This is a genomic window from Acinetobacter sp. AKBS16, from assembly GCF_002899995.1.
Taxonomy (GTDB): domain Bacteria; phylum Pseudomonadota; class Gammaproteobacteria; order Pseudomonadales; family Moraxellaceae; genus Acinetobacter; species Acinetobacter baumannii.
The window spans coordinates 44,755-51,615 of record NZ_POYH01000031.1 but is presented as its reverse complement, the minus strand read 5'-3'; the positions used below and the strand labels follow the sequence as shown (position 1 = coordinate 51,615).

The window sequence follows — 6,861 nt, the reverse complement described above, 5'->3', positions numbered from 1 at the left end:
AAGGTCGTGTAGATTTTGGTGTTTATAATGTGTGGAACCGTCAGTATCGAACAGTATTTGCTCAGCAAGCAGCCGTCTCTAATGCTAATCCGTTGTTAGCAATCCCTGCAGAAGGCCGTACTTATGGTTTAAGTTATACTTTTAACTATTAATGCAACTAACGAAAGAGATACCTGTATAGAGCAGGTATTTCTTTCAATCAAATCTGGCATATTTAAATTTTTAAGGCCATTTAAATGAGTCATCTAAAAAAACAAGAAAATTTTAATTTTACGTATAGCAGGATCTTTTTTATCTGTTTAGCCGCTTATTGCTACAGTTCATGGCTCAGCCTTGTTTTGGCTAAATGGTTACCTTTTGCTAAAGCAGAGAATGTTTATTTTTCGGTATTTATCAGTTTTATCTTTTTTATTTTTTATATTGTCTTTACGAGTTCCATTTTATCAAAACTATGGTTTTGGATGATCAATAGCTTAGGCGTAGTGTTATTAGTGAGCTATTGGCTATTAGCTAAATGGGGAGTGGCTTAAATGAATTTTCGTCAAATTCAGGCAATACTACATAGTTGGTTTGGAATTATTGTTCTTTGGGTTATCTTTTTCATTTTTTTTACGGGCTCTATTGCTTATTTTCGAACGGAAATTAATGTTTGGGCACAGCCAGAAGCAATCAGCCATATTCAAACAATCCCTTCTGCACAACATTCTGCGCAAACTGCGTTTAACTATCTCAATCAACATGCACCAAATGCCAAAAGATGGCGAGTCACAGTAGCCAATGAGCGGATGCCTGTGAATCTACTTCAATGGCAGGATAAAGAGGGGAAACATCAAGAGCTACAAAATCCTAATACCGGAGAGCTATTGGGGCCTGTACGGAAGACTTTGGGTGGAGATTTCTTTTTCAAACTACATTACACGCTTTATCCTTTGCCAAGCACGTTCGGTAGCTTAGTTGTAGCAGTTGTTGCCTTAATTCTATTAATTAGTTTAATCACAGGTGTGATTACACATAAGAAAATTATTAAAGAGTTTTTTACCTTTAGGGCTTTTAAAGGACAGCGTTCTTTATTAGATCTTCATCACATAACAGGAGTTATCACTTTTCCTTTTTATTTGGTGATGGCCTTTACTGGACTGTTGATTTTATTTTATCTAGTTTTACCATGGGGGTTATCGGAACAATATGGTAAAGCTGGTATACCTAAGTTCTATAATGAAATGCAGTTTACCGAGGTGGCAAAACCTCGAGAACCTTCCTTAACAGAAGCGATGCAACCTTTTAATCAATTCATGGCACAAATGCCTAAGCGAACAGAATCTGGAGCTATTTTAGATAAATTTGAAGTTCAAAAGCCTAATACAGCCGATGGCATGATTACATTTGACTATAACTATAAAAATATTATTACCTTAAATACTCCTCAATATATTTTTGCAACAAATACGGCTGAACGACTCAATCAGCCACGAAATTTAAGTGCAATTGCACAATTAGGTTCATCAAGTTATGGGATTCATTTAGGTTACTTTGCTTCTATCTGGATGCGTTTTATTTTGGCTTGTTTAGGAATAATAGGATGTGTCATGTTGGTTGCAGGCGCATTACTATGGCAAAAAAAGCGCATCAAAGAACAAAAGAAATTTGGATATAGATTAGTAAGACATTTGAACTTTTTTACTTTCTTAGGGCTGCCTTTTGCCTCAGCCTTTTATTTAATGGTTAGTCGGATTATACCTGCTTCATTTGAGCCGAGGGAACTATACGAGGTTTCAGCATTTTATATAGCATGGCTATTAAGCTTATTGATTAGCTTTAGCTGCTCAATAAGGAAGGGAATAATCATCATGCTATATATTACGGCTGCTGTTTTATTCCTTATTCCAGTTATTAGTGTCGTTCTGGTGCCAGAAGCCTCTTTATTAAATAGTTTAAAGTCTGTGCATTGGTCTCTTGCTGGTGTTGATCTGGCGCTCATACTGCTCGGGCTATTCTATTTAGTAGTACTACGCTTCTACCAAACCAAATTTATTACGTTAGGAGAGGCCAAATGAGCTTTGCATCATTATTTTGGGCTATTGCTGCCATGATGCAAGCATGCATGCTCAGCCAATTTGGTCAGAAAAAGCTTCAATATAGCTGGCTTAAAAGTACATCTAGACGAATTTTATATGGAACAACCATATTATTTTTGCTTAGTTCATTGTTTTGGAATTGCTCCTTTGAAGGAAGCTCTGTAGGAGCCTTATCATGGTTTTTTGCCATAATCACAACCGCTTTCTTTTTTCAAATTATTGTTTTTTATTTTTTTAGAAAATATTTTATTCCTATTTGGTTAATGGTAATCGTCGTTGCAATTATTTTCTCGATTGTTGAGTGGGTACCTTAAATATTAGTAGAGGGAAAGCTGAATTTTTTGTCCATGATTTATGCAATAAAAAAAATAGTAAAAATAAGCTTGCATCTTAAATAAAAATGATTATCATTATCAATTATAGGTTGTGTCATAGCAAGGACCGTTATAATGCTTACGCTTTCACAAAAGCTCCCAGATTATTTTGAATATATTGAAAATGATGTTAGCTACTCATTACGTCAGGTTCAGTATCCTCAAGATATACCACTATTACACCGCTGGATGCATGAGCCACACGTTATTCCTCAGTGGCAATTAAATAAAAGCGAAATAGAACTCAAAGTTTATTTTGAAAAAATGCTAGCTGATGATCATCAACGTTTAATGATTGTAGGAATCAATGGTCAAGACGTGGGTTATGCCGAAATTTATGAAGGGAAACGTGATCGCCTAGCTCGTTATTATAAAGGTGAAGACAATGATTTAGGTTGGCATTTACTATTTGGGGAGAAATCTGCTTTTGGTCAAGGCTTTTTGCGCCCAACAATTCGTTTATTGAATTTCTATATTTTTGAAAATTCCCCAACAAATAGAATTGTAGGAGAACCTGATCATACAGTGAAGCCTTATGCGGCTGTAGTAGAAGACATGTGCTATGAAGAGCAGGGCTTAATTCCAATGCCGGAAAAAACGGCAATGTTGTATTACTGTTTCCGTGAAAAGTTCTATGACAGATTTTTTGAGTTATACCAGGCATCGCAACAAAAATTACAGCAAAAAGCGAGTTAATTTCTGGTATGGGTAGACCTGCAAGACATAATAAAAACAATGCAGGTTTGTTTAGCAGTAAATGGACCTAAGAAAAATAAACATGATCAGCGCATAAAAAGAAGAAGCAAAAGTAGCAAGCGAGGAAGGCTTGCTACTTTTGTGTTTAAACTCAGTTTCAGAATTATCTATATTGTTCAACCTTTTTGAGTGTTTTAACTCTTCTCAGTAACAGATTGCTTATATTTTTGATTAAAAAATAACCACTAATGTTTCATTTATTATCATCCTGCCTTTTTTAGCAATTTTTTGTATACCCTGAATAAAACATGATCAAAAAAGAGGTAAAAACGTGCTTATTTTTCATGGAAAACCTGTTCATGGAGCTATCTTCGATATGGATGGGACAATGTTTGATACTGAACGGTTACGGTTTCAAACATTGCAACAGGCATCTCAAGAACTCATTGGGCAGGAGTTTTCACACGAATATTTAATGCAATGTTTGGGGTTAAGTGCGACTACAGCGGAAAAGCTTGCACAACGTTTATACGGAGTAGATGTTCCATATAAGGAAATTCGAAAACGTGCCGATGAGATGGAACTAGAACATATTCGAAAACACGGCGTACCTATTAAAAAAGGTTTGGTTCAAGTTCTAGAGCGTTTAAGAAAATCTGGTTTAAGAATGGCTGTGGCTACTTCAAGCCGTAGAGCAATTGCCGAAGAATATTTAATTAATGCAAATGTTTATAAATTTTTTGATGTCATTACTTGTGGGGATGAAGTAGAACAAGGGAAGCCACATCCAGAAATCTTTTTAAAAGCGGCTAGTCAACTTCATTTAGACGCTAACCAGTGTCTTATGTTTGAAGATTCGGAAAATGGTTTAACTTCAGCACATACATCGAAAGGTTTAACGATTTTATTAAAAGATATTAAAGAACCAAATGATGAAATGCTGGAAAAAGCGCATTTTTATTATGATCAGATGTATGACTTTTTAACCGACCTTGACCAATTTATTCCCGTTATGGACATGCCAGAAATGCAGGAACCTTTTCCGCAAAGTCTGAATCAGCTTACTGTTGGAATACATGGTTTCGGTGCTATTGGCGGTGGTTATATAGCGCAGATCTTGTCACATTGGGATGGTTATACGAAACCAAAACGTATAATTGCGTCAACACGAAATAGTCTTTTCCGCGAAGCTGTAAATGCGTTTGGAACCTATAGTATTCGCTATGGGCAATTTTCTTATGATGAACGTATTGAGAATATGACCATTGTTGATTCTGACAATGAACAACAAATGTTAGAGATGTATACTCATTCAAGTTTGATTGCATTATGTTTGCCTGAGCAAGCGATCGAACCTGAATCAAAGATAATTGCAAAAGGGTTATATGCGCGTTTTAATTCGCAACTTGAAACATGTATAGAACCTTTAACCTTTCTAATTATTTTAAATAAGGTTGGTGCGAAATATTTGGTTATGAAGCATCTTAAAGAAGCTCTACTAGAGTTAACCAACGATGAAGATGTAACCGAGCATATTTTAAAAGAGCATTACTTTTGCGACACCGTAGTTAATCGCATGGTTTCAAAACTTTCTAATCAGAATTTATATCGTCAACTTCGTATTAAACATAATTTCCTTGAACAGCATTTAGAAGATGTGGAGCAAGAAGACCAAATCGAAATTGAAGACTGTAATAAACTGAATCAAGATCAACTAAATCAGGCTTCTATCTATGTTGATAACATGCGCCGTAATTTCCAGCCGGGACATATCTTACAAAGCATGGATTTAATCTTGTTCCATAGTGAAACTGATATGCCAATCTATGTAGAGAAAGGCAGTCCTTTACTTGAAAAGTTGCGTCAGGTGGTATTGGTTGATCAAATTACTGACATTCAACTCATTAAAAATCGTTTATGGAATGGTGTACATGCGATGCTTGCTTGGTATGCATCTTTAATGGGTTATGAATCTATTGGTGTTGCCATGGGTGATCATTCAGTTAAAGCATTTGCAGAGAACTTAATTGCAGAAGTGAAGCAGGGACTTGCAATTGTATTACCTAATTATGCAAAAGATCTGGATCGAATGTCACAAAGTTTTCTAGACTCATGTGAATATGCATTTAAAGATCCTTGTCAACGCGTAGCAAGAGATCCACTACGCAAACTCAATCATAATGAGCGTGTCATGGCATCAATTGCTGTGAATATTCGTCATGATTTGTCTTATAAAAACTTAGTAAAAGGTGCTGCTTTAGGTTATGCCTATGCGATTCAATTTTTAGAAATTGAAGAGACTAAAGCTGTTGAACATCTGCAGCAGCAAATTCAGAACCTAGACTTGAGTACAACTCAAAGAAGACAGTTTGAAGCTGAATTGGTTCAACTTATCCAATATTTGTTTTCTGAACAAGGTAAACAACCTTTGGACATTAAGCTGAACAATACCAAAACTACATCAAATCAATATGTTTGAGTTTGCTTATTGAATTAACCTCAACAATTGAAAGACAAACATGTTTTAATACAAAATTTGAATAATTTTGAATTAAAACTGTGCTGTTAAAACCCTCCACACTCATGGTGCCAACACCTATACGGGATTATCCCGAATGGCACCTTGGGCGTCAAAATTACGCATTGTGGTATCTAGAAATTAATGATCAGAAATTAGTTCATTATCTAGATCAATTGCGTGCGCATTTTTCAGAATTTCTAGTAGAACCTAATCATCGTCAATATCATGTCACGCTGTTTATATGTGGTTTCTTGACTCATGAAACTAAAGTTCACTGTGATGATTTTAGTTTTACTGAATTTGAGCAGCATAAGAAAGTTCTAATACAAGAAAATTTTGCACCATTCCAATTAAAAATTGGTTCAGTTGATAGCTTTAGTAGTGCTTTATTTGTAGAAGTCCAAGACACCGAAAATAACTTATCTCTCATACGGCAAAAATTAGGTACAGTTTCTAATGAAATTGCCGCTTTAGATTACTGTCCGCACATTACATTGGGTTTGTATAAGAAAGACTATAGTAGTAATTTGATTTTACAAAAAATTTCTCAATTACCTGTACAATACACACAGGCTGAATTTGATCTTAAAGTTGAGCATTTAAGCTTTGGCTATTATCAAGCTCAAATTTTACAAGGTCAGCTGTATCCGTATCAGCATTCGTTTTTAGGTGATTCATGTTGCAATTGATTTTAGGTGGTGCCCGTTCTGGCAAAAGCCGACTGGCTGAACAAACGGCCATATCTATGCAATTAGCTGTCACTTATGTGGCTACGGCACAAGCGCTTGATCCAGAAATGCAAAGCCGAATCGTCCATCATCAAAATCAGCGTCCTGCTCACTGGTCTTTAGTTGAAGAACCATTATTTTTAGCAAAAACTCTGCAAGAAATTGATCGACCTAACCAAATTATTCTGGTGGATTGCTTAACACTTTGGCTAACCAATTTGTTACTTTTAGAAGATCAAAATATTCAACAATTTGAGTGTGAGCAGCTGTTAAGAGTTTTACCCACACTTCAGTCAGAAATTATTTTAGTAAGTAATGAAACGGGTTTAGGCGTTGTGCCACTTGGTGAAATTAGCCGCCGTTTTGTCGATGAAGCAGGAAGGCTACATCAGGCTCTAGGGCAAATTGCAGATAAAGTTGTGTTTTGTGTGGCTGGTTTTCCAATGATTTTAAAAGGTGAGAAATAA

The 6,861-nt window shown here is 35.7% G+C and carries 8 protein-coding genes; all 8 read left to right on the top strand.

Annotation, left to right across the window (positions count from 1 at the left end):
* A partial coding sequence (locus C1642_RS20170; RefSeq protein WP_416202827.1) for a hypothetical protein occupies positions 1 to 152 on the top strand: 152 nt, incomplete at its 5' end.
* A gap of 84 nt (positions 153 to 236) precedes the next feature.
* A complete protein-coding gene (locus tag C1642_RS05085) occupies positions 237 to 530 on the top strand; it encodes a hypothetical protein (RefSeq protein ID WP_000018791.1) in 294 nt (97 codons plus the stop codon).
* Positions 531 to 2,054: a PepSY-associated TM helix domain-containing protein gene (locus C1642_RS05080; protein WP_103236007.1), complete on the top strand. Its 1,524-nt coding sequence runs from the start codon at positions 531 to 533 to the stop codon at positions 2,052 to 2,054.
* A complete protein-coding gene (locus C1642_RS05075) occupies positions 2,051 to 2,389 on the top strand; it encodes a hypothetical protein (protein ID WP_103236006.1) in 339 nt (112 codons plus the stop codon). Before C1642_RS05080 ends, C1642_RS05075 begins: the two co-directional genes overlap by 4 nt.
* Before the next feature lie 135 nt (positions 2,390 to 2,524).
* Entirely contained in the window at positions 2,525 to 3,145 is a 621-nt protein-coding gene (locus C1642_RS05070; RefSeq protein ID WP_000956973.1) for a GNAT family N-acetyltransferase, read from the top strand.
* Positions 3,146 to 3,476: 331 nt separating this feature from the next.
* The gene (gene mtlD / locus C1642_RS05065) at positions 3,477 to 5,624 is read left to right on the top strand and encodes a bifunctional mannitol-1-phosphate dehydrogenase/phosphatase (protein WP_213064252.1); all 2,148 of its coding nucleotides are present in this window, start codon (positions 3,477 to 3,479) and stop codon (positions 5,622 to 5,624) included.
* 104 nt (positions 5,625 to 5,728) lie between these two features.
* Positions 5,729 to 6,355, top strand: a complete 627-nt coding sequence (locus tag C1642_RS05060) for a 2'-5' RNA ligase family protein (RefSeq protein ID WP_103236004.1) — start codon at positions 5,729 to 5,731, stop codon at positions 6,353 to 6,355.
* Positions 6,343 to 6,861 (top strand): bifunctional adenosylcobinamide kinase/adenosylcobinamide-phosphate guanylyltransferase, encoded by a 519-nt coding sequence (gene cobU, locus C1642_RS05055; RefSeq protein ID WP_000939717.1) that lies wholly within the window; start codon positions 6,343 to 6,345, stop codon positions 6,859 to 6,861. Before C1642_RS05060 ends, cobU begins: the two co-directional genes overlap by 13 nt.

Excerpts from the sequence above, each read along its gene's own strand:
- C1642_RS05080 (WP_103236007.1), top strand. The coding sequence starts at position 531 with ATGAATTTTCGTCAAATTCAGGCAATACTACATAGTTGGTTTGGAATT.
- C1642_RS05070 (WP_000956973.1), top strand. The coding sequence starts at position 2,525 with ATGCTTACGCTTTCACAAAAGCTCCCAGATTATTTTGAATATATTGAA.
- C1642_RS05060 (WP_103236004.1), top strand. The coding sequence starts at position 5,729 with ATGGTGCCAACACCTATACGGGATTATCCCGAATGGCACCTTGGGCGT.
- C1642_RS05075 (WP_103236006.1), top strand. The coding sequence starts at position 2,051 with ATGAGCTTTGCATCATTATTTTGGGCTATTGCTGCCATGATGCAAGCA.
- C1642_RS05085 (WP_000018791.1), top strand. The coding sequence starts at position 237 with ATGAGTCATCTAAAAAAACAAGAAAATTTTAATTTTACGTATAGCAGG.
- cobU (WP_000939717.1), top strand. The coding sequence starts at position 6,343 with ATGTTGCAATTGATTTTAGGTGGTGCCCGTTCTGGCAAAAGCCGACTG.